The sequence below is a fragment of the Youhaiella tibetensis genome, assembly GCF_008000755.1.
GTDB classification, from domain to species: Bacteria; Pseudomonadota; Alphaproteobacteria; order Rhizobiales; family Devosiaceae; genus Paradevosia; species Paradevosia tibetensis.
The window spans coordinates 570,304-590,552 of sequence record NZ_CP041690.1; the positions used below are offsets into that span (position 1 = coordinate 570,304).

The 20,249-nt window shown below is 61.5% G+C and carries 20 protein-coding genes and 1 tRNA gene; 13 read left to right on the forward strand and 8 right to left on the reverse strand.

The window, feature by feature from the left end; all coding sequences use genetic code 11:
* Positions 1–88 precede the first annotated feature (88 nt).
* From FNA67_RS02845 to FNA67_RS02870, 6 genes are read left to right on the forward strand one after another with little or no spacing between them, the layout of a single operon-like run.
* A complete protein-coding gene (locus FNA67_RS02845) occupies positions 89–1,645 on the forward strand; it encodes a DNA cytosine methyltransferase (protein ID WP_147654991.1) in 1,557 nt (518 codons plus the stop codon).
* On the forward strand, positions 1,645–2,061 hold the full coding sequence (locus tag FNA67_RS02850; RefSeq protein WP_147654992.1) for a very short patch repair endonuclease: 417 nt from the start codon (positions 1,645–1,647) through the stop codon (positions 2,059–2,061). Before FNA67_RS02845 ends, FNA67_RS02850 begins: the two co-directional genes overlap by 1 nt.
* Positions 2,061–3,539 carry an ATP-binding protein gene (locus tag FNA67_RS02855; RefSeq protein WP_147654993.1) on the forward strand — a complete coding sequence of 493 codons (1,479 nt, stop codon included), beginning with the start codon at positions 2,061–2,063 and terminating at the stop codon, positions 3,537–3,539. Before FNA67_RS02850 ends, FNA67_RS02855 begins: the two co-directional genes overlap by 1 nt.
* Positions 3,536–6,184, forward strand: coding sequence for a Z1 domain-containing protein (locus FNA67_RS02860; RefSeq protein ID WP_147654994.1), 2,649 nt, complete (start codon positions 3,536–3,538; stop codon positions 6,182–6,184). Before FNA67_RS02855 ends, FNA67_RS02860 begins: the two co-directional genes overlap by 4 nt.
* Complete coding sequence (locus tag FNA67_RS02865) at positions 6,177–7,154, forward strand: PD-(D/E)XK motif protein (RefSeq protein ID WP_147654996.1); 978 nt, start codon at positions 6,177–6,179, stop codon at positions 7,152–7,154. The genes FNA67_RS02860 and FNA67_RS02865 overlap by 8 nt, the downstream gene beginning before the upstream one ends.
* Entirely contained in the window at positions 7,147–9,210 is a 2,064-nt protein-coding gene (locus FNA67_RS02870) for an AIPR family protein (RefSeq protein WP_147654997.1), read from the forward strand. The genes FNA67_RS02865 and FNA67_RS02870 overlap by 8 nt, the downstream gene beginning before the upstream one ends.
* 17 nt (positions 9,211–9,227) lie before the next feature.
* On the opposite strand, the gene FNA67_RS02875 is transcribed toward FNA67_RS02870, so the two are convergent.
* Entirely contained in the window at positions 9,228–10,037 is an 810-nt protein-coding gene (locus tag FNA67_RS02875; protein WP_147654998.1) for a dCTP deaminase domain-containing protein, read from the reverse strand.
* 75 nt (positions 10,038–10,112) lie between these two features.
* Here FNA67_RS02875 and FNA67_RS02880 point away from each other — a divergent pair, with 75 nt between their 5' ends.
* The 4 genes from FNA67_RS02880 to FNA67_RS02895 all read left to right on the forward strand — a co-directional run bounded on the left by FNA67_RS02880 (position 10,113) and on the right by FNA67_RS02895 (position 12,402).
* Positions 10,113–10,616: a deaminase gene (locus FNA67_RS02880; RefSeq protein ID WP_147655000.1), complete on the forward strand. Its 504-nt coding sequence runs from the start codon at positions 10,113–10,115 to the stop codon at positions 10,614–10,616.
* An 89-nt stretch (positions 10,617–10,705) separates the two neighbouring features.
* Positions 10,706–10,779 (forward strand) — tRNA-Gly (locus tag FNA67_RS02885).
* Positions 10,780–10,841: 62 nt separating this feature from the next.
* Positions 10,842–11,219, forward strand: a complete 378-nt coding sequence (locus tag FNA67_RS22200) for a helix-turn-helix domain-containing protein (protein ID WP_244616452.1) — start codon at positions 10,842–10,844, stop codon at positions 11,217–11,219.
* Between the two features lie 307 nt (positions 11,220–11,526).
* On the forward strand, positions 11,527–12,402 hold the full coding sequence (locus FNA67_RS02895; protein ID WP_147655001.1) for an ArdC family protein: 876 nt from the start codon (positions 11,527–11,529) through the stop codon (positions 12,400–12,402).
* Between the two features lie 69 nt (positions 12,403–12,471).
* On the opposite strand, the gene FNA67_RS02900 is transcribed toward FNA67_RS02895, so the two are convergent.
* Together FNA67_RS02900 and FNA67_RS02905 are read right to left on the reverse strand one after the other, a co-directional pair.
* Positions 12,472–12,681, reverse strand: a complete 210-nt coding sequence (locus tag FNA67_RS02900) for a hypothetical protein (protein ID WP_147655002.1) — start codon at positions 12,679–12,681, stop codon at positions 12,472–12,474.
* A gap of 78 nt (positions 12,682–12,759) precedes the next feature.
* Positions 12,760–13,017: a hypothetical protein gene (locus FNA67_RS02905; RefSeq protein WP_147655003.1), complete on the reverse strand. Its 258-nt coding sequence runs from the start codon at positions 13,015–13,017 to the stop codon at positions 12,760–12,762.
* Positions 13,018–13,307: 290 nt separating this feature from the next.
* Here FNA67_RS02905 and FNA67_RS02910 point away from each other — a divergent pair, with 290 nt between their 5' ends.
* Complete coding sequence (locus tag FNA67_RS02910; RefSeq protein WP_147655005.1) at positions 13,308–13,982, forward strand: tyrosine-type recombinase/integrase; 675 nt, start codon at positions 13,308–13,310, stop codon at positions 13,980–13,982.
* Here the strand turns inward: FNA67_RS02910 and FNA67_RS02915 are convergent.
* Genes FNA67_RS02915 through FNA67_RS02930 form a run of 4 tightly spaced genes read right to left on the reverse strand, consistent with a single transcriptional unit; the run spans position 13,912 to position 17,841 of the window.
* Positions 13,912–14,478: a hypothetical protein gene (locus FNA67_RS02915; protein WP_147655006.1), complete on the reverse strand. Its 567-nt coding sequence runs from the start codon at positions 14,476–14,478 to the stop codon at positions 13,912–13,914. The two genes, FNA67_RS02910 and FNA67_RS02915, sit on opposite strands and share 71 nt — an antisense overlap.
* Positions 14,471–15,850: a type IV secretory system conjugative DNA transfer family protein gene (locus FNA67_RS02920; protein WP_147655007.1), complete on the reverse strand. Its 1,380-nt coding sequence runs from the start codon at positions 15,848–15,850 to the stop codon at positions 14,471–14,473. The genes FNA67_RS02915 and FNA67_RS02920 overlap by 8 nt, the downstream gene beginning before the upstream one ends.
* 3 nt (positions 15,851–15,853) lie before the next feature.
* Positions 15,854–17,464: a relaxase/mobilization nuclease domain-containing protein gene (locus tag FNA67_RS02925; RefSeq protein ID WP_147655008.1), complete on the reverse strand. Its 1,611-nt coding sequence runs from the start codon at positions 17,462–17,464 to the stop codon at positions 15,854–15,856.
* Positions 17,461–17,841, reverse strand: a complete 381-nt coding sequence (locus FNA67_RS02930) for a hypothetical protein (RefSeq protein ID WP_147655010.1) — start codon at positions 17,839–17,841, stop codon at positions 17,461–17,463. The genes FNA67_RS02925 and FNA67_RS02930 overlap by 4 nt, the downstream gene beginning before the upstream one ends.
* 633 nt (positions 17,842–18,474) lie before the next feature.
* On the opposite strand from FNA67_RS02930, the gene FNA67_RS22450 reads away from it, so the two are divergent.
* Both FNA67_RS22450 and FNA67_RS02940 read left to right on the forward strand, forming a co-directional pair.
* The gene (locus FNA67_RS22450) at positions 18,475–18,726 is read left to right on the forward strand and encodes a LysR substrate-binding domain-containing protein (RefSeq protein WP_170267191.1); all 252 of its coding nucleotides are present in this window, start codon (positions 18,475–18,477) and stop codon (positions 18,724–18,726) included.
* Between the two features lie 77 nt (positions 18,727–18,803).
* A complete protein-coding gene (locus FNA67_RS02940; RefSeq protein ID WP_147655013.1) occupies positions 18,804–19,184 on the forward strand; it encodes a nuclear transport factor 2 family protein in 381 nt (126 codons plus the stop codon).
* Between the two features lie 70 nt (positions 19,185–19,254).
* Here the strand turns inward: FNA67_RS02940 and FNA67_RS02945 are convergent, their stop codons facing one another.
* Positions 19,255–20,229: an iron-siderophore ABC transporter substrate-binding protein gene (locus FNA67_RS02945; protein ID WP_170267192.1), complete on the reverse strand. Its 975-nt coding sequence runs from the start codon at positions 20,227–20,229 to the stop codon at positions 19,255–19,257.
* Positions 20,230–20,249: the final 20 nt, after the last annotated feature.

Genomic DNA, 20,249 nt, shown 5'->3' on the forward strand with positions numbered 1-20,249 from the left:
TCTGAAAAGCTAGTCTGCACATCAGGGGGATTATCAGTCTGCCGGATTCGGAACGATCAGCATCTGCTGTCGGCACGCTGCTTTTGACATGAAAAAGATCACTGCACCACATCTGCTCGTAGACGTGTTCGCCGGGCCGGGAGGACTCGGAGAGGGCTTTCTATCGTACGCCCGACAATCGGATCAGCGGGCTTTCCGCGGGGCGCTGTCCATTGAAAAGGACGAGAGTGCGCACCGCACGTTGACCCTGCGGCATTTCCTGCATGCCTTCCCGCACGGAGCCCTGCCGGATGACTACTACACCTTTCTCAAAGGCGGCCTCACTCTTGAGGACCTGTACGCCAATCATCCGGATGAGCACCGCCATGCTGTTCACACAGCGCGACAGGTGACACTCGGTCCGGATTCACGTTCCGCCGTCAAATCTCTGGTCAGGACCCGTCTTAAACGCCGCGCCCGCTGGGCGCTCGTCGGAGGACCGCCCTGTCAGGCCTATTCGCTCGTAGGCCGCTCACGCATGAGCAATGACCCCGAGTTCGAGCAGGATGAGCGGCACTTCCTCTACCGGGAGTATCTGACTGTCATCGCCGATCACCGGCCCCCGGTCTTTGTCATGGAGAATGTCAAAGGTCTGCTGTCCGCATCGGTGGGCGGCAAGCCCATGATCAGCCGCATCCTGGCCGACCTGCGCAGTCCGCGCGCGGCGATCTCAGGGCGTGTCGCGTCCGCCCCCGAGTACCGTCTCTACTCACTGGTGGAGCCTGATCAGGCCGATGAACATGCCGATCCGCGTATGTTCTTAGTGCGCGCTGAGGATCACGGGGTACCTCAGGCCCGGCACCGCATGTTTATTGTCGGGATCAGGGCCGACCTCGATCTGAGGCCGAGCCTCCTCGAAAGAAGCAACGGCCCGACAGTACGTGAAATGATCGGCGATCTTCCCCCGATCCGCAGCACGCTTTCGCGCGAAACGGACAGTCTGCATTCATGGCGCAGCGCCGTCTCCTCAATCAGCACGCGCGATGTGGTGAAGCACCTCAACGGCTCAACCTACACGCCGCTTGTGCACAGCGCGATTGAGATCAACCTGGCAAAGCTTCAGGGGCCGGAGAGCAGTTCAGCACAGCACTTCATCCCGAGACCCGGTCGTCGCTCCCGCGCGCTTTCCATCGTCCACGATCCGGAGCTTGACGTTCTGACAGGCCATGAAGCCCGCTCGCACATGGCCTCCGACCTCAGGAGGTACATGTACGCTGCCGTCTTTGCCGAAGCCACCGGCCGAAGCCCGAAGCTCGCGGACTTTCCGCCGTCGCTTCTTCCCTCGCACGGCAATGTCGACAAGGGTGTTGCCGGCGAAATGTTCTCCGACCGCTTCCGTGTCCAGTTGCCCGACGCGCCGTCGACCACAATCACCTCACACATCTCGAAGGACGGACACTATTTCATCCACTTCGATCCTCTGCAGTGCCGCAGCCTGACCGTGCGAGAGGCGGCAAGACTTCAGACCTTTCCCGACAACTACTTCTTCCTCGGAAACCGAACCCAGCAGTACCACCAGGTCGGCAACGCGGTGCCCCCCCTGCTCGCCCGACAGATCGCGGCCATCGTTGCGGAGCTGCTCGACGCCGTACCTGAGGAGGACTGATGGACAGCCTGTCTCCCGAGCACCGCAGCTGGAACATGTCGCGCATCCGTGGCGGCGACACCAAACCCGAACTCCGCCTGCGATCACTGCTCCATCGGGCAGGCTACCGATTCCGACTGCATGCGAAGGACCTGCCCGGAAAACCGGATATCGTCCTGCCGCGCTTCCGGACGGCGATCTTCGTCAACGGCTGCTTCTGGCACCGCCACCCGGGCTGTCGTTTCGCAACCACACCTTCGACTCGCCCCGAGTTCTGGCAGACCAAGTTCAACGGCAACGTGGAACGCGACGCGCGCAACCAGGCCACGCTGGAAGCTGCCGGATGGCAGGTGATGGTTGTGTGGGAATGCGAACTCAAATCCGGGCCAGAAGCGGTTCTTGAACGCGTCCGCAGCGCGCTAAGGGAGGTGGCCTGATGGCGAGACCTCACCACCTACCGCCCAGCGCCGCCAGCCTGTCGGCGTCACTCCGCGACCTCGGATATTCCCTTGAGACTGCGGTGGCGGACCTCGTCGACAACAGCATCTCTGCGGAAGCGACCGACATCCACATCCTGTGCGATCTCAGCCGGAGCAGTCCGGTCCTTGTCATTGCGGACAACGGCTATGGGATGTCCGAGGAACAGGTTATCGCAGCCATGCGTCATGGTGCGACCGATCCCCGGAAGCAGCGCGGCCCGAAGGATCTGGGGCGCTTCGGGCTCGGCCTGAAGACCGCGTCGTTCTCGCAGTGCCGTCGCCTCACGGTTGCAAGCTGCAGAAACGGCGTCCGGGTGGCAGCCGAGTGGAACCTCAGGCAGGTCGAAGACGACGATGACTGGTTTATCTCCGTACTCGACCAGGACGATATCGCCGGGCTGCCCTTTATCGACGAGCTCGCCGACACGGGCACTCTTGTCATCTGGCGCGATCTGGACCGCCTGTTCGAGGACGAAACCGGCCGCAGACGGGACGAGATCGTCAACGAGAAGCTGGTCGTGGTCGACCGGCATCTCGCGCTCGTCTTTCACCGGTTCCTTTCGGGCGAGGTCAAAGGCCGGAAGAAGCTCGCCATCAGCCTCAACGGGCACTCCATCGCGCCCTTCGACCCATTCTGTCGGAAAAACAGCGCGACACAGGTTCTACCGGAGGAAACGGTGTGGATCGGCGATGTCCCCGTGCTGATGCAGCCCTACATCCTGCCTCATCACAGCCGCCTCACTGCGAGCGAGTACGACTACTATCAGGACCGCAGTGACTTCATCTCCAATCAGGGTGCCTATGTATACCGCAGCGGGCGGCTGATGGCGTGGGGAGACTGGTTCCGTCTTGTGCCGAAGGGCGAAGCCACCAAACTCGCCCGCGTCCAGATCGATTTTCCGAACAATCTGGACGAAGCCTGGACCATCGACATCAAGAAGTCCCGTGCCCGCCCGCCGCACGCGGTGCGCGAAAGGCTGCGCCAGATCATCGCCAAGATCACCGCACGCAGCGTGACCGTCCATCGCGGGCGCGGTCAGAGGCTCTTCCAGGAAAGCCGCGCGCCGCTGTGGGAACGCTACGCCGACGAGACAGGCATCCGCTTCGCCGTGAACATGCAGCATCCCCTGATTGTGTCCCTTTCGGCACGCATGCCGGCCGACGATGCGGCGGCCCTAGGCACCCTGCTCGAATCCATCGCGGCGTCGCTTCCGATCGAGATGATCTACTCCGACTACTCGACGTCTCCCCGCGAGGTGACACGGGTGGTGCCGGATGAAACACAGACGCTTGAACGTCTGAAAGGCCTGCACAGGGCGATCTATGGCGAGGGTCCCGGTGATGCCGCGGCGTTTCTGGACATCGTCCGTTCAACCCATCTGTTCGACGGTCAGCTTGAGACGGCCGAGAAATACGTCAGGGAGGCGTTTCAATGAGCACAGGTCCTGCAGAGGAAAAGAACATCGCAACGGCACTGATCTCGGGCCTGGGCAATCTCGCGGAGACTCCCACCCGCGAGCAGGTCGAGGAAAAGGCCAGGCAGATTGCGGCCATCTTCGGATATACGGGTGATCTGCGCAATATCATCACCGAGGCAATGATCTCGGTAGACACCCGCATGGGTGCCGGCGTGTCGCTTGTCGATGTCACGGCAAAGCACGATGACCAGTGGGTCCACAAGCGTGACAACATTGCCTGGACCTACACGAAAGCCTACGAGAATTTCCTCCGAATGGACGGCTGGCCGCCGCGCATGGTCCAGTCCCTGAGCGATGTCACGGGACGCGTCCTCGGACATCTTCAGGACCCAGCGAGCGAAGGGACCACGTGGAACCGCCGCGGCCTCGTCATCGGGCATGTGCAGTCCGGTAAAACCGCTAATTACACGGGTCTCATCGCCCGCGCCGCCGACGCAGGGTACAAGTTCATCATCGTCATCGCGGGCATCCACAACAACCTGCGGCGCCAGACGCAGGAGCGCATCGACGAGGCATTCATCGGTCGCTCAAGTGATCCGGAGGACCGGCACGACATCGGCGTGGGCCTTGAGAAAGGGTATCCTCATCCGGCCACCCTCACCAACGTAAACGAGGACTTCAACAAGAATACCGCGGCCAAGAGCGGCTGGAAACTCAACGACTTCAGCAAGCCGATCATCCTGATCATCAAGAAGAACGTGACGACCCTGACTGCACTTCACAAGTGGCTCAGGGAGCTCAACGCCTCAGGTGACGGCCGCATCTCCGATGTGCCGATGCTGCTGATCGACGACGAGGCTGACAATGCCTCAATCAACACCAATCGCGAAGACCTCAACCCGACCCAGACCAACGCGATGATCCGCCGCATTCTCGGGCTGTTCGCGAAGTCATGCTATGTCGGCTACACCGCCACGCCCTTCGCCAACATCTTCATCAACCCCGATGCGTATGACGACGATGTTCGTGAGGAGCTGTTTCCGCGCGACTTCATCTACTGCCTCGACGCGCCGACCACTTATTTCGGGGCGGAGAAGGTCTTCCTCAATGAAACGACCAGCCAGTCCATTGTCCGGCCCATCACGGACTGCGAGGAGCTGATCCCCTACAGCCATAAACGTGACGATCCCGTCGTGGAACTGCCGCCAAGCCTGTACCGCGCCCTCGACGAATTCATCGTGGCCCGCGCGATCCGCAATCTGCGCGGCCAGACGGCAAAGCACTGCTCGATGATGATCAACGTCTCGCGCTTCGTCCCCGTTCAGAAGACGGTGCGCGACTTCATCTCCCTGCGTGAAAAGGCAATCCGCGAAGCCGTCCGCGCCAACTACGCGATGCCGGAGGCCGTATCGTCTGCAAACGGGTATATGCAGTCGCTGAAGACCGCGTATGACCGCGAATACAGCAGCTGCGGCTTCAGCTGGAGTGAGGTCCGCACGGCCCTCAACGGCGTGTTCGATCACCTCCACACCTTCGTCATCAACAGCAAGAGCGACGAGGTTCTGGACTACAGTCGTTACGAGAAGGAAGGCGTCGGCCTCACGGCAATCGCAATCGGCGGTCTCAGCCTTTCGCGCGGCCTCACCATCGAGGGGCTGACAGTCAGCTACATGTACCGCAACACCAAGATGTACGACACGCTGATGCAGATGGGACGCTGGTTCGGCTACCGTCCGGGCTTCGAGGACCTGTGCCGCGTGCACCTCTCTCCGGACTCGATCAACTGGTACTCCCATATCGCGAACGCGGCCGAGGAGCTCACCCTCCAGGTCAAGCGCATGCGCCGCGACGGCCTCAGCCCGCGCCAGTTCGGTCTCTATGTGATGGCACACCCCGACAGCCTGCTGATCACGGCGGCAAACAAAATGCGGACGGGCGAGAAAGTCACCGTCCGTCAGAACTTCAGCGGGCGCATGCTGGAAAGCTACATTGTGTCCACCGACCGGAAGGTCAACGAGGAAAACTTCGGCCTGATCAGCCGCGCCTCCGAAGACAGTTTCGGCGGCACTTCGACGGACGATACCGGCAAAGGTCGTATCTTCCGGGACGTGCCGGTCGAGCGTATCGAGGATTTCCTCCTCGCCTTCCAGGCCCACAGTCAGTTCGCAGACCGCAAGGCCGACATCGTGGCCTATCTGCGTACCCTCGCCGACAGGCACCCCGTGGCGGACGTTCTCATGATTTCCCCGGCGGGCACCGGGGCCAGCGCAGGACTCAATCCCCAGATCCGAGCGGCCGAGGATGTCCAGGGTACCGCCTGGCGGCTGGCGAAGGACCGCGTCGCCTCACGCGGCGACGAGAAACTCGGCCTCAGCAGCTCTGAGCAGGATGCCGCCGAGGCCCTCGCCCAGTCCGAGGAAACGCCAGTCGCGGCTTCAGACACACATTACCGGGAAGTGAGGAACAAGCCGCTCCTCATGCTGCACAATCTGCAGCCGCGAACTCCCCTGAAGAGCGGTGCCACAGCGGTTGCGGCATTCGGCGTGAGCTTCCCGCCCGGCCACTACGAGACTGAAATCGAAGTGGTCGCAAACCGGGTGTGGCTGGAACGGATGCAGGGTCCGGAGGACGATCCCGAAAACGACGAGGACTACGATGCCTGAGGCTTCACCATGGGATGGGATCAGTGTCCCTGCGCATACCGACTACACCGTGCGGCAGGTACCGGGGCCGACGGCTGTTCCGTGCTTCTGGGGTCGTGACCGCAGCGGCGCATGCCTGTTCATCCTCGATCTCGACGGTGATCACACGGACCAGTACCGGAAGAACACCACCACCATCAACGGAATCGACGTCGACCTCCGTGGTGAAGCAGGCAGACAGCGGCTTGTGCTGACACTTGAAGAGCAGATCGACCGCGACCTGTTCGGGGGGCTGTGCAGCACACTGATCGCGGCGCTCGGCAACGCCTCTGATGCCCCGACCTCGCTTGCGGTTGCCCTTGCCCACATACGCAGGTGGAAGACGTTCCTGTCGGGTCGTGCCGCCCATCACCTCACGCCGGAGCAGGTACGCGGCCTGTTCGCGGAGCTTGTCTTCCTCGAGGAAATGCTCGATCGCGGCGGCACTGCGCCGGCGGCGGTTCAGGCCTGGCTGGGTCCGGAAATGTCGCATCAGGACTTCATCTTCGGCAACACGGCGGTCGAGATCAAATCCCTTTCGGGCACCGAGCGGAGCACCGTCCGCATATCCTCCGAAGACCAGCTTGAATCGCTGAACGACAATCTGTTCCTGCGCGTCTACCGCCTCAGCGATCTGCCCGACGCCGCGGGCGCCAGATCGCTCAACGATCAGGTGGTGCGGATACAGGCGCGGCTGGCCGCACCTGAACAGATCGAGTCATTCGACCGCAAGCTGGTGCTTCACCGTTACGCGCCGCTTCCGGAATACGACGCTCCCCTGCTCGTCGTAAGTGCGGTCCGCACGTTCAGGGTGGCGGGTGACAACTTCCCGAGGCTCGCCCGTTCGGGTCTGCCGGAGGGCGTCGCCCGCGTTGCCTACGATATCCGCATCGAAGCCCTGGCGCCGTTTGAATGCGACAATGATCTGGTCTTCGGAGGCGGCAATGGATGAGACACTCGAGGAGTTCTTCCACGACTTCCGTCAGGAAATGCTGGCCGACGCGGAAGCGAACAGCACCTATCAGCTCGAATCCTTCATGGAGTCCGTCTCACGCGAGCTTATCGAGACCGGGTTCGTCGAGGGCTACGAACACTGCCACTACCGTGCTCCGCGCGGCATGCGTGTCGACGGCTACTGGTTCAATGACGAGGGTGCACTCGATCTGTTTGTCACTGACTTCGACTGCCGCCGCTCGCTGGAGACACTGACCCAGACAGAGGTCGGCCAGATATTCAAACGACTGGTCAACTTCTTCGAGGCAAGTCTCGACGGCACGCTGGAGCCGGACGTCACCACGCCGGAATATGGTCTTGTACGGCAGATCGCCGACCGCCGCGCGATGATCCGTCAGGTCAACTTCTATCTGACGTCCGAGCGGGTTCTCAGTGACCGTTTCGAGGCGATCCCCGACGGAAACTTCGGCACGGTCAGAGCGACGTATCACATCTGGGACATCGCCCGTTTCCAGCGCCAGAGAAGTTCGCGGGGCCACAAGGAGCCGCTCGACATCAACTTTGTCGAGATGTTCGGACACGGCATCAACTGCCTTCCTGCCAATCTCGGGTCCGACACCTATCAGTCCTTTCTGATTGTCATTCCTGCCACGATCCTCGCGGCACTCTATGACCGCTACAGCGCCCGTCTGCTGGAACAGAACGTGCGGACTTTCCTTCAGGCCAGAGCCCAGGTGAACAAGGGCATCCGGGCGACAATCCTGAACGAGCCCCACATGTTCTTTGCCTACAACAACGGCATTACCGCCACAGCGCAGCATGTGGAAACCGTCAACTCCGCAACAGGCCTGCAGATTGTCCGAATGACGGACCTTCAGATCGTGAACGGCGGCCAGACCACAGCCTCGCTGTTCCATACAATGCGCCGCGACAAGGCCGATCTGTCCTCCATCTTCGTACAGATGAAGCTTTCCGTTATCGACAGTGAGGAGAGCGAAGCAATTGTGCCGCGTATTTCCGAATATGCAAACACCCAGAACCGGGTGAATGCGGCCGACTTCTTCTCCAACCATCCATTCCATGTCCGCATGGCGGAATTTTCACGCCGGATATGGGCGCCGCCCAGGCAGGGCGCGCCGCGCGAAACGAAATGGTTCTACGAACGGGCACGCGGTCAGTACCTGGACGCACAGGCGAAGCAGACTGCGGGCGAGCAGAAGCGGTTCAAGGCCGAATATCCAAAGCCCCAGATGTTCACCAAGACGGATCTCGCCAAATTCGAGAACGTGTTCGACGACCATCCGCGATGGGTCAACCTCGGCAGTCAGAAGAACTTCGCCCGCTACGCGGCCCGCATCGGACGGGAGTGGGAAAAGGGATCGGACGGATTCAACGAGTTCTACTTCAAACGCGCGATTGCGAGAGCCATCCTGTTCCGGACCACCGAAGCCATGGTCTCGGCGCAGCCCTGGTACAACGGCGGTCACCGCGCAAACATCGTGGCCTACACACTATCCATGGCGGGTGAGATCACAGCCAGACGCGGGCTGACCCTCCCATATCTCCGCATCTGGAATGCTCAGGCCGTGGACGATACACTGGCCGAAGCGCTCAGCATCATCAGCACCGAAGTGAACAGCAACATAACGGCTCCCCCTCAGGGCATTTCCGACGTGTCGGAATGGGCGAAGAAGGAGGGTTGCTGGACCCGTCTTCAGGCGGAAGCAGACCGCATTGCAGCGCTTCTTCCCGAAGAATTCTGGGAAGGCCTGCCGACACCGGATGACCAGCAGTCGGATCGCAGAGAAGCCAGGAAAGTCCAGAAGGTCGACAACGGCATAGAAATCCAGAAGCAGATATTCCAGGTGCCGAAAGCTCACTGGTCCCACATTCTGAAGGAAGGGACGATCCGGAAATTTCTGACGCCCAAGGAAAGCGACATCCTGCGGATCGCCGAGCAGATTCCGCTCAAGATCCCTACCGACAAGCAGAGCATCATTCTTGCGGGTATCCTCGACAAGGCCCGCCTCGAGGGGATCGTCCTTCCCGATTAGGTGAATGCTCAGCGTCGCTACTGGCCTGTGGCCGGGGCGGCTGACGATGCGGGTACTTCGGAATCTTCCGGAACTACAGCTGTCTGCGCTGCCGGCGCAGCCGCTGCGCGCGTACTCGCCGTCGCAGCCTCGAGCCCATCTATGCGGGCCTGAAGTGCCGCGAGCTTCGCCGTCATCTCAGTAACCGACGCCGGGGGGAACAGTCCGTCAAAGGCCCTGGAAAGCGGCGGCGCCATCACCTGGATAGCAGCAAAGAGGATGGCCGTGGCGCCGAACCACGCCAGTCCAACGTTCCGCATTTTCTCCATGACGGTGTCCGCCGCTTTTGATGCAATGTTTTCGCTGTCGAGAAAGGTCGACGGGAAATGCGCGGCCGCAAGCCCCTGTACCTCCCTCAGATACTGATCCAGCGGTGGCGCCCTTCTCGGTGTGAGGACGGCGCCATGCTGGAAAAGCGTTACCCGTAGAAAGGGCATACCGGTGTGGATCATATGATCGACACGGCTGAAATTAAGGAGCGTTGTTGCGATCGGCCCGTCCCAGCCAGGATCGACGATGCCCACGGTCAACGCCCAGATGCCTTCCCGCGTGAGCCCGGTCTTGTATGTCACATGACCGGTGACATCCTGTGGTAGGTTGAACACCTCAGCCGACGCAACCTGCACCATGGCGCCCGGCTTCAGCACGAACGGACCGTTTATCTCTTTCCCAGCGGAATCATAGATATGCCCGACAGACAGATCAAAGCTCGACCCCTGCGCAACCGGAAGGGTACCCGCCTTGAAATACAGTACGGGATCAAGTGCCGTGCCACTGATAATGCTCATCCTACCTCCATTCCGGATTGATTTGTCTTATTTATCAGATGAACTACCATATAACTACAAAAAGAAGGCGACTGCATGACTATAACTGAATCAGACCACAGAAACATCGCATTACTCTCGCATGTGACCGCCGACAGCCACGACCCCGACCGTCCTGTCGGAGTCATCATAGCCGATGATGCAGGCGTCCCAGTCGCTCAGGGGACAAATGCGCCACCCTCTTCTTATGGATATTCGCGCGAAAGCACGCACGCCGCCATATCGGCCGATCCGAAATGGAAATACTTCATGATGGAACATGCGGAGCGGAATGCGATCCTGGGCGCCCTTGCGAACGGGACACCACTGCAGGGAACCACCCTGTACGGGACGCTCTTCCCGTGTGCCGACTGTGCGAGGGCTATTGCGGCGGCGGGCATCGCACGCGTTGTTGTTCCCGCACCGGGCCTTCATCCGGCAAGAGATGAAAAGTGGCGGGACCACTACAGATATGCCCGAGACGTGCTGGCGCTTTCCGGGGTAGCCGTCGACTTCTACTCTCCTTCCGAAGCGCCTGTTCCAGCTTCCCGCGAAGGCTGACTAAGCGCGGATCAGAACCGTCCAAGACAGGCGCTGATGGTGGTATTTGTTTGAAATAACAATTAATTGCCTATAATAATAGACCCGTTGCGGGTATAGCTTAGTGGTAAAGCACCAGCCTTCCAAGCTGGCTATGAGGGTTCGATTCCCTTTACCCGCTCCAGTCCTCCACTTGAAACTTACGGATCACCGGCAATTTTCTTCCTTATACTTAAGGAGGCTGGAATGCAGGCATATCTACTTAGAAACTTGAGCGAGCTAGCGCAGCGGCGCGCAATGCTCATGCGCGAGGAGGCGCAGCTATGGGACATTCTCTCCCGCGACCTCACACGTGAGGCGAAACGCATGGAGGAGATTCCGGCCCGAAGGCCACCCTCCAGTGCTCCCAATCCGCTCCCACCGAACCCCACATCAGCCTCCCAGCCGAAACTGATGGTTGGCATCGCCGAGGCCGCGCGCATCATGGGCATCGGTCGGAGCAAGCTTTACACCGAGATCAGTGAGGCCCGCCTTAAAGTCCGAAAGGCTGGGAAAAGGACGCTCATCGCGGTGGCCGACATCGAGGCATGGTGCCGGGACCTTCCCAATACAGGTGACGTCTAAAAGCACGACAGGGCGCGCCCTTCGGGCCGGGCTCTCGCATGCGGAGCCCCGCTTTGCTTTGTCTCCGCCCTGCGGGCTTCCATCCCTCGCGCGATTCTTCTCTGCCCGCTTGATGCGGGCGGCTTGGGGCTCCGCCCCAGGCGCGGAGCAAGGGTTTCCCCGATCTTCGGCCTAGGGCCTGCAGATGCTTCGCCCCTTCGGGCGGGTGATCCCTCTCCCTTGCTCCTTGCACCCCCGCTGCTCGCCGCGAGGCAAGGGTTCAGGCGGCGCTTTGGCCGCTGGAACCCCAGCTCTCAAGGAGAAAACTATGAAAGGGCAAGACCTACATTCAGAGATTACCCGTCAACTCATTGCAGCCATCGAAGCCAATCCCGGCGAACCACAACTGCCATGGAGGCGCGGAGGGAGTGCCCTGTTCATTCCATCAAACGCGCTCACCGGTAACGCCTACCGGGGGATCAACATCGTGAGCCTGTGGGCCGCAGCTGCTACGCACAGCTACTCGCTGCCAGTGTGGGCGACCTATCGCCAGTGGGCCGACAAAGGCTGTCAGGTACGGAAGGACGAGCGCTCATCGCTGGTCGTCTTCTACAAGGAGTTCCGGGTAGAGCCGGACAAAGACATCCAAGGCGATGATGGCAGGCGCAGGCTTGCCCGCGCGTCCTACGTCTTCAATGCCGATCAGGTGGACGGCTTTGCTAGGCCGGAGCCTATTGCAACCCTTGGGCCCATAGAGCGGTTGGCGCAAGCTGATGCGTTCACGTCAGCTACGAAGGCAGACATTCGGCACGGTGGTGAAAGCGCGTACTACTCGACGGGCACGGATCATATCAAGATGCCCGACGAGGGGCTGTTCACCGGGACCGCATCAAGCGGCCGGACAGAAAGCTACTACAGCACGCTGTTGCACGAGCTGGTTCATTGGTCCGGCGCCAAACACCGTCTTGATCGCAACATGGGCAAGCGTTTTGGCGATCAGGAATATGCAGCGGAAGAGCTGGTAGCGGAACTAGGCGCTGCCTTCCTTTGCGGGGAGCTTGGCATCAGCCAGACGCCGCGCCAGGATCACGCACAGTATCTCGCGAACTGGCTCACGCTGTTTAAGAAGGATGACCGGGCAATCTTTCGTGCCGCGGCACGCGCCTCTGAGGCGGCGTCTTTTCTGTCAGGGCAGGCTGGATAGAGACAGCAGCCCGGTGCTGAAAAAAATCGCGTCCCCGGCTCCGGCCGGGGACGCTCGTCGCTTCGCGAACTACATGAACGGCAGCACAACGCGCGCCGCCGCGATGACGGAAACCACCGTGCCTAGCAGGCCGAGGATATAAGGCAGACGGTCGTTCGCCCGTCTCCCCGTGTTGTAGGACCGGATGCCTGCCAGCACGCCTGCGATGGCGACGGGAAGCCCAATGATAAGGGCGAGCAGCATCGAGAAAGCGGGTACCGCCGGGACCAGAAACGCCACTGCGGCGCTCACGCATGACAATATCCCAGCCGCAAGGCCGGGCCGCTTTCCGGATCGTTCGTCGGCGACTGGCGCCATCTACAATGCACCAGCCATGCCGATGGCATTGATGAAGCTCAGCGTGAAAACTGCCGCTCCGGCCAGTTTCAGCACCCAGCCGCCCAGGAAGCCCAGAGGGCCGCCGATGCCGTCGTGCCCGTCATGAGTGGTGAACACGCCGCCCCCATAAGTCCCGCCCGGAAGGAAGCCGGTAAAGGCAAAGCCGACTATGACCAGGGCGAAGCCGAGCAGGACGCCCCACCACCCGAGGCCGCCGACCCACATCCAATCTTTCATCTGTTTCTCCTGCAATGGCGCCAGAAGGCGCCCCTTGAATCAAAATGGCTTCGGGCACTTGCGCCCCCGAAGCCGGTGATCTGAACAAGTCCAGGAAATGGGCAGGACAGAATTGCGTAGAGTGTCCTGCAGCCAGCAAACGCGGGCGTTATGGTTGTCACTTCGCTGATGCGGTGATACGGTTTTGGCACTGAACGTAGGCGGAAAGAGCTGGATATCCGGCATCCGCCGTGGGCTGAACAGAATACGCAATACGGTCGCGTATTCGGCAGCAACAACAGCCGAAATCGATGACCGTTTTGAAGCGCGCGGTGCGCGCGACAATCTCGCTTTACTCACGCGACGGACGACGTAAATACCTCACGCCCGCCGAGCGCGAGGCATTTGTCTCAGCTGCGTGGCAATGTCCGCGTGAGGACGTTGGGACGCTGTGCCTGCTGATCGCGTTCACAGGCTGTCGCATAAGCGAGGCGCTCGCGCTCCGCGCCTGGTCCATCAACCTCGACGAGCGGTTCGTCGCTCTCAAATCCCTGAAAAAGCGCGGCGACATCGTCGTGCGCGAGATACCGCTTCCTGATGAACTGATCGCCCGCCTAACTGTCGTGCATCGGCTGGGATCAGTCGATCACGATACGCGTCTATGGAGATGGACGCGCGGACGAGCCTGGCTTCTCATCAAGCAGGTGATGGTGGCCGCCGCCGTCTCGCCAGGACCACACCAGACCGCCAAGGGGCTCCGGCACGCCTTCGGCATTCATGCCATCAGGTCCGGGGTACCTATCAACATGGTGCAGCGGTGGCTTGGCCATGCCAGCCTTGCCACCACTGCGATCTATCTCGGTGCGATCGGCGCCGAGGAGCGGGAACTTGCGGCCCGGATGTGGACCGCTCAAACTACGCCGCCGCGTTTCGCACATAGTTCGGATCAGCTGCCTCCTGACGCAGGTCGCCAAGAGCTTCGGTGAGCTGGACCGCCGCCCCGAACGCACTTTCCTCCGGGCAGTTATGCGACAACAGGACGATCGAGCCCCGCTTCGAGATCAGGACGACCTCGAACAACCTTCTTCCGCCACTCTGCGTCTGCTGCTGTGGACGGCTTTCGATACTCACGATCCGGTCGTGAGTGCCCTTGATCTCCGTCTCCCAGGGGCGCCACGGCGTCCCGCAGGGCGTGCCGATCGACCCGTTTGCGTACAAGACCATTGCACGCTGCTTGCCCGGTAGAGCGTACGACAACAGAAGACCGGCCAAGGCGCCGCCTGCGCCGAGCGCCATCATGAAGGTGCCGCCACCCATCAGGGAGACGACGTAGCCGATGCCGGTGCTCCCGGCCCCGGCGATGAACAACTTCCAGCCGATCAGCTCGACGAACGGTCGCGCTTCGTGCCAGCCGACATGTATCCAATCGATGCGTCCGTCTTCATCCTGGCTGACGGTCCTTCCCACTTCAAACCTATCCATAGTGATCCATCCTTTCGATGAAGACGGGTGGCTTGTGAGGTGTGATGATCAGTTGCCGATTAGTCTCCCGCGCAAAGGCGCGCATGATTTCATCGGGCTCGAGGAGTCGCGTTGTCCGCAGCGTCTCGCGCACCCCGCTGTCGCCGGCGCTCATGGCCTGGCTTGAAGTGCGGACGGAGTGGCGCTCGACTACCTGCGTCTGCCCGAGACGCTTCGACACATACTCAGCAGTCGTCAGGTCGTTGACCGCAAAGATCTGCAGCGTTCCGGCATTGCTCAGGAAGGTCTCCCAGGAATTGGGATAGGCCATTTTCAGTTGGTTCAGGTCCTGGACGATCGGCCATAGGCGAGCACCGGCGCCACCAAGCAGGCCAATGGCCATCTCGATGCTGCGCATGTGTCCAAGCGCCGCGAATTCCTCAAGCATGAACAGGACAGGCAGGTTTCCGCGAGGGACCGGGTGGCGCTCAACCGCAGCAAGGGCCGACTGCACCAGCATGCGAAGCCACCGAAAATGAGTGGCAAGCAGCATGCCGGGCAACACGGCATAGATCGTGATGCCGCCCTTCGGCAGATCAGCCAGCGAAAAGTCGCTCACATCACTGATGCGTCGGATATCATCGAGCGGAGCCGTCTGTTCCTGTGCGGTGGACAGGATGCTCGCGAACTCGCGTTCCGCGTCCCTCGCCTTGGCAAGAAATGACGATCCGGCGTTCGACACGACTTCGTCATAGTCGCCGGTAAGCACCATTCGCTCGAAGATGCTGGTCAGTTCACTGGACTGCAGGAGCTTGCGCAGCTTGCGTAGCGTCGCCTTGCCCTCGGTGGCCAGCGTGAACAGGACGATCGAGCGCACGAGGTTGCGTGCGCTGTCGGTCCAGTGCGGGTCTTTGTCGTTGGCCACGATGATCGCATCGCCGGCCAAGGCAGCGTCCGGGGCGATCAGGCGGGGCTTTCCGTACCCCAGCTCGCTGAACGGATTGTAGGCCGCCGATGTCACCCCGTGGTCCGCAAGGACATCGAACGGGTCGAGGACGAAGACCCGTTGTCCCAAGTCGCGACGCGCCTGGGCCGTGTGGAGCGCAAGCTCTCCCTTTGGGTCGGTCACAAAAACCGAGCCCGGGTATCTGGCCAGGTTGTGCAGGAGCACTGTCGATGTTTTGCCCGCACGCGACTTGGCTGCAATGAACGCGTGACTGTCGTCATCGAAGCCGATGAGACGATCCCGCTTGCGGCCGAGCAACAGCCGTCCGGGCCGCCAAGTCCATTCATCATACTCGTCAACATTGCCCCACGTCGCGGAGGGCAGCCACTCAGCTCGACCTTTTGTTCCCGAGCCGCGTGGGGGGAATGCTTCAGCATTCATATTCATCGCTTAGAGCTCCAGTGCCAGTTGGTGAGGTCTGTTTTCGCGGGCGTTACGACCGCGATCTTCTTTCAGCGCTTCGAGGGTCGCGGCGCGCCGCATCAGCGTCATGCGCTCTGCCATCTGGCGCGCGCGCGTTTTCTCGATGGCGTTATTGAGTGCGCGAAGCTCTTCGAGCTGAATGTCCAGTTGCCGCTGGACCTTGCGGCGGAACCGCATGTACTCGTCCCAGGACTCGTTGGCGTTCTGCTCGCGAATGAACGGCATCTGGTTGGTGAGGTGCAGGAGCGCACCTTGCTGCCAGTCCTTGAGCCTCATCACCCGCGCCCTGTTGGATGTGGACCTCTGCTGCCTGTGAGTATTGGTCAGCTGGAGACGCTCCGTGCGCTGTGCTCGCACGATACGACGGTGGTCCCACCGCATCTGCGCCAGCTCCCTTCGGTGCCTCCTGCGCATCTGCTTGTCCGCCCACTCGGCGGCAGGCTCCATGGCCCGTTGCGCAGCCGCGATGCCGGGCTGCAACGCCACCGCCGCAGCAGCCTTGACCTCGCCTCTCAACTTTCCCACCGCGTCGTTGACGCCGGGCAGGCTGTCCAAGCCGCGCCCGAAATGCCCGAGTGAATAATCCCGCCTCATTCCCAGCAGGTTGTCGACGCCGTAGTGAGTGCCTTCGCGGGTCACAGCAACAAGGCCACCACGTGGATGCATTGCCAGCGAGAAGCCACGTTCTTCTATCTTGCGACGAAAGGCATTCAGGTCGTCCGAGACTTCAAACGTGCCCCTCACAGCCGCACGTACGGAGTCTCTGTGGCTTGGACTCGCGTCCGCTGCCCGCGCCACACGGGCCCAACGAATGTCTTCAAGAGTGGGAAGCCTGTCGGCGCGACCAAGTCGCGCTTGCAGGTCCTTAGGTTTCACACCGGTGAAGCGAGAAACCGAGAACGGTTTGCCGTGGATATCGACTGCAACAAATCCGCGCCGGTCGCCCTTGGCGAGGGTGAATCCGATCTCGGACATAGCATGACTAAAGCTGGCCAGATCGACTGACCCGCTCCATGCGTCTTGGAACAGCCTCTTGATGTCCCGCGGATCGATACCTAACCGCTTTGCCTGCTGGGCCTCGACATGATCGAAATTGAGCGGATTGCTCTTGCCCTTCGCCTTGTGGCCTTCGGGAAGCTCCCAACCATGTTCGAGGTAGAGTTCCTTCGACAGTTCCACGAGCTTGCGCTTGTAGAACGACACAGGAATTGCCTTCAGCTGGCGGGCGTCGATGCGTGACCACACCACATGCGCGTGCCGATGGCCGTTCTTATCATGAAAGGCTACGGCACGCGGCTGAGCGCCTAGACCAAGGCGTTCTCCCGCTTTGTCGATCGCCGACATGAAGTCGTCAATCGTCGCGGTCTGATCCTTCGGCGGGCTTACGATCAGCGTGAAGAGGTACTTCTCGCAACGGGTGCCCTTCGCGATGGCAGCAATTTCCGCCATCGCTTCTGTCAGGTTGTGGGAAGCGAACCCGCGCAGTTCGGCCACTTCCACATGCTCATTCTCGCCAGCGGCCTGAAGGTACTGCCCAAGTTGGACCGAGCCGCTTCGCTCCTTGCCCTTGAGGATCACCTTTCTTGCACCCAGGTGCTGTTCAGCGAATTGAACAGGCCAGAGAGGATTTCCTCCTCTGACCGGTGCTTCGGCGCCACCGCTCCTGTCCCGAGCCCGAGCATCAGCTCGTTCCGCATCTCCCTGACATCATCACATGCCTGACGTAGCCGGTATGTGGTCTCCCCGTCGGCCAGCAGGTTGCCGCTCTCGGCCTCGCCCGCCAGTCGGTCGAGGTTTGGCGCGAGCCGGCTCGCTCCCAGGGTCGCCAGCAGGTGTGAGAGCATCTTGCGGTCGGCAATGGCCAGCCCTGTACCGGCAGTTGCGGATGCATCCGCCCCCTCGAACAGGACGTGTTTCACGTAGGCCGACACCGTCTTGCTGCCCGCTCGTGCCACCAATGCACTATGCTCAGCAGGCGTTAGCCGGACCGAAAGTAGCCTCGTTCTTGCTATGGGGTTGGACATGGGCCACCTTTGGTGAGCGACTGGTGACGCTCCAAGGTGGTGTTCCAGGTGGCTAGCACCTCGAACAGTTCCGCCGTTTCAGTCGGCGAAAAGTTCAAAGTTGCGCCGCTCGGGCGCGCCATTTCTTCCGCAAAAACGGGCACGATTGCCTGGGCGGAATCCTCTTCATTAAACGGCTTTCGAGAGCTGGTCCTTGGGGTCCGTAGATGTGGATCATGGCCGGTTTCGATCGTGGCTTGCTGACGGTTTGCCGCCGCTCAAGCGCGGCACTTGCATCCGAAACCCGGGTAGAACGGCCATGCGTTTGGACGACCGCAGTGGCCCGCAGTCGTCCAGCCTTTGGGCTCCTGTGCAGCGGCGACTGGTTCAGGTCGCGTCGCGCGTGGACATGAAGCGCAATATCTTCTCCGCGACGTCCCCGGCGCAGTCCTCCTGCAGGAAATGTCCGGCGTCGAGGCCGTCCCGAGGAACTAGGCGCGCACGAGTGCATTCGAGGCCTGCTGCGCCGCCCCCAAAACGGTCCGGCGCCTTGTCGGTCCTGGCGGCGCAGTCGTGGAGGCTCCTGTGTCGGGGCGCTTTGAGTGCGGCGACGTGCGCGCTCAGGCTGATGCGGGCTACGGCGGCTTCGGGATCGGGCTGCGCCCATCCGGCGAAGTCACGAGGGCGGTGGATGCCGGGACGCTGGTTCGGGTCCTGCCCCGGTGGCAGTTAGCGCCACTCTCCGTCCATGCTCTGCTCTCGCCACAGCGATCGCGCAATGCCCGCGTCGAGGCAGTACTGGAGCTCCTGCACACCACGATCGACCGACTGGCCTGAGCACGCGGCTCGCCTTTTCCGTACTCCCTGCCGTCAGATGCCCTATACTCAGGTGTCCGACCTGAGTGGAGGGACACATGGATATTCGTCTGACGCTCAAGGAGCTCTGCGAAGCCTTCAATAAACACGATCTCGATCGCATCATGGCGTTCTTTGCCGAGGATTGCGTCCTCGAGATGCCTCGGGGAAAGGATCCCTGGGGGTCTCGTTTCCAGGGCAAGCACGATGTTCGGCAGGCGCTGGCCACGCGCTTCGAAGGACTGCCTGACGTCCATTACGGCGATGACGTGCATTTCGTGGACGAAGCGGCCGAAACCGGAATTTCCAAATGGACCCTCACCGGCACGGCCCGCGATGGCACCAGGACCGAGGTCCATGGCTGCGACTTCTACGCGTTTCGCGACGGCAAGGTAATCGGCAAGGATTCCTACTGGAAGATCGTGGAACGGGCGGCCTGATATTTCGGCCGTCGGGCTCCCGCGCCGAAACAGGAAGGGGCAGCTTTCGCTGCCCCTACTGCCCGTATGATTACTTCTGCATGACCGCCGCCAGTTCGGGCACGAAGCGGTCCAACATCCAGGGGATGCTCAGAGGCGAGGGAGCCGAGGTGGCCATGACGAAGCTCTTGTCCTTGAGGCGCAGCATGCGGCCCTCGGCCACGGGCTTGAAGCGCTGCACCAGTTCGTTGGCATAGAGCGCGTCGGACGCCTCGTCGCCTTCATCGAGCGAGATGAGGACATCGGCATCGAGAGTGTCGAGCTGCTCGTAGCTCACGGTGGTGTAGTAGCTGTCGGTCGGCAGGGCCGCGACGCCCGGCGAGGGCTTGAGGCCGAGCTGGGTCACCATCACCACGCGCGGATCGGCGGTGGAATAGACGTTCATACCCGCCCCGCCGACCCAAAGCGCGCCGAAGGTGAAGGACTTGCCCGCAAACTCGGGATGGGCGGCGGCCGCTGCGGCGAGCCTTTCGTCGATGGAAGCGATGAGGGTTTCGGCCTGAGCCGGCTTGCCCAGGGCCCGGCCGGCGACGCGGGTGATCTCCTGCCAGCTGCCGGCCCAGGGTTTATCAGCATAGGCGACCGTCGGCGCGATGGCCGAGAGCCGATCGTACTGCTCCTGGGTGATGCCGCTATAGGGCGCGAGGATGAGGTCGGGCGCGACGGCGAGCACATCCTCATAGGGGACTTCGGTGTCGAAATTGATGATCCTGGGGGCCGCCTTGCCGCTGGCCGCGATGGCATCGGCTGTCCAGGGCAGGACGCCATTGGCGTTGCCGCCCCACTTCTGCTCGGGGATTGCCACCGGCACCTCGCCCAGCGCCAGCACGGCGTCCTGGGTGGTCCAGCCGATGGTCACGATCCGCTCGGGTTTCTTTTCGATCACGGTCTTGCCGTAGACGTGCTCGAGGGTCACCGGAAAGGCGCCCTCCTGCGCCTGGGCGGCGAGAGGCAGCAGGGCCACGAGGGCCAATGCGAATGCGCCAAAGGCGCGGCGGGTCAGCATGTTTTCGCTCCGTTCAAGAG

Bases quoted from the DNA above. Each gene is read 5' to 3' on its own strand.
- FNA67_RS02845 (WP_147654991.1), top strand. From the start codon at position 89: ATGAAAAAGATCACTGCACCACATCTGCTCGTAGACGTGTTCGCCGGG.
- FNA67_RS02850 (WP_147654992.1), top strand. From the start codon at position 1,645: ATGGACAGCCTGTCTCCCGAGCACCGCAGCTGGAACATGTCGCGCATC.
- FNA67_RS02920 (WP_147655007.1), bottom strand. From the start codon at position 15,850: ATGAATATGAATGCTGAAGCATTCCCCCCACGCGGCTCGGGAACAAAA.
- FNA67_RS02940 (WP_147655013.1), top strand. From the start codon at position 18,804: ATGGATATTCGTCTGACGCTCAAGGAGCTCTGCGAAGCCTTCAATAAA.
- FNA67_RS02870 (WP_147654997.1), top strand. From the start codon at position 7,147: ATGGATGAGACACTCGAGGAGTTCTTCCACGACTTCCGTCAGGAAATG.
- FNA67_RS02880 (WP_147655000.1), top strand. From the start codon at position 10,113: ATGACTATAACTGAATCAGACCACAGAAACATCGCATTACTCTCGCAT.
- FNA67_RS02895 (WP_147655001.1), top strand. From the start codon at position 11,527: ATGAAAGGGCAAGACCTACATTCAGAGATTACCCGTCAACTCATTGCA.
- FNA67_RS22200 (WP_244616452.1), top strand. From the start codon at position 10,842: ATGCAGGCATATCTACTTAGAAACTTGAGCGAGCTAGCGCAGCGGCGC.
- FNA67_RS02855 (WP_147654993.1), top strand. From the start codon at position 2,061: ATGGCGAGACCTCACCACCTACCGCCCAGCGCCGCCAGCCTGTCGGCG.
- FNA67_RS02875 (WP_147654998.1), bottom strand. From the start codon at position 10,037: ATGAGCATTATCAGTGGCACGGCACTTGATCCCGTACTGTATTTCAAG.
- FNA67_RS02865 (WP_147654996.1), top strand. From the start codon at position 6,177: ATGCCTGAGGCTTCACCATGGGATGGGATCAGTGTCCCTGCGCATACC.
- FNA67_RS02945 (WP_170267192.1), bottom strand. From the start codon at position 20,229: ATGCTGACCCGCCGCGCCTTTGGCGCATTCGCATTGGCCCTCGTGGCC.
- FNA67_RS02905 (WP_147655003.1), bottom strand. From the start codon at position 13,017: ATGAAAGATTGGATGTGGGTCGGCGGCCTCGGGTGGTGGGGCGTCCTG.
- FNA67_RS02860 (WP_147654994.1), top strand. From the start codon at position 3,536: ATGAGCACAGGTCCTGCAGAGGAAAAGAACATCGCAACGGCACTGATC.
- FNA67_RS02910 (WP_147655005.1), top strand. From the start codon at position 13,308: ATGACCGTTTTGAAGCGCGCGGTGCGCGCGACAATCTCGCTTTACTCA.
- FNA67_RS02915 (WP_147655006.1), bottom strand. From the start codon at position 14,478: ATGGATAGGTTTGAAGTGGGAAGGACCGTCAGCCAGGATGAAGACGGA.